Genomic DNA, 277 nt, shown 5'->3' on the forward strand with positions numbered 1-277 from the left:
GGAATTATGGCGAAAGGCACACCGTTCTGCCACGGCACCATTATGATGCGGGCTGAAGCGTACAAAGCGCTTGGCGGCTACCGGTCAGTCAGGCGGACGCGGCGGATGGAGGATATCGATTTGTGGCTGCGCTTTTTTGAAGCGGGTTTCCGGGGGTACAATCTCCAAGAAACGCTGTATAAAGTCAGAGAGGACAGTGATGCGTTTAAAAGGAGATCGTTTACGTATTCCATTGATAATGCGATCCTCGTTTTTCAGGCATGCAGACGGCTGAAGC

General features: G+C 52.0%; 1 pseudogene. It reads left to right on the forward strand.

Annotated elements, in window-relative coordinates:
- A pseudogene (locus KVT11_RS19805) lies at nucleotides 1-277 on the forward strand (glycosyltransferase family 2 protein); the annotation flags it as partial.

This window comes from Bacillus sp. GbtcB10 (genome assembly GCF_019091365.1).
GTDB classification, from domain to species: Bacteria; Bacillota; Bacilli; order Bacillales; family Bacillaceae; genus Bacillus; species Bacillus altitudinis.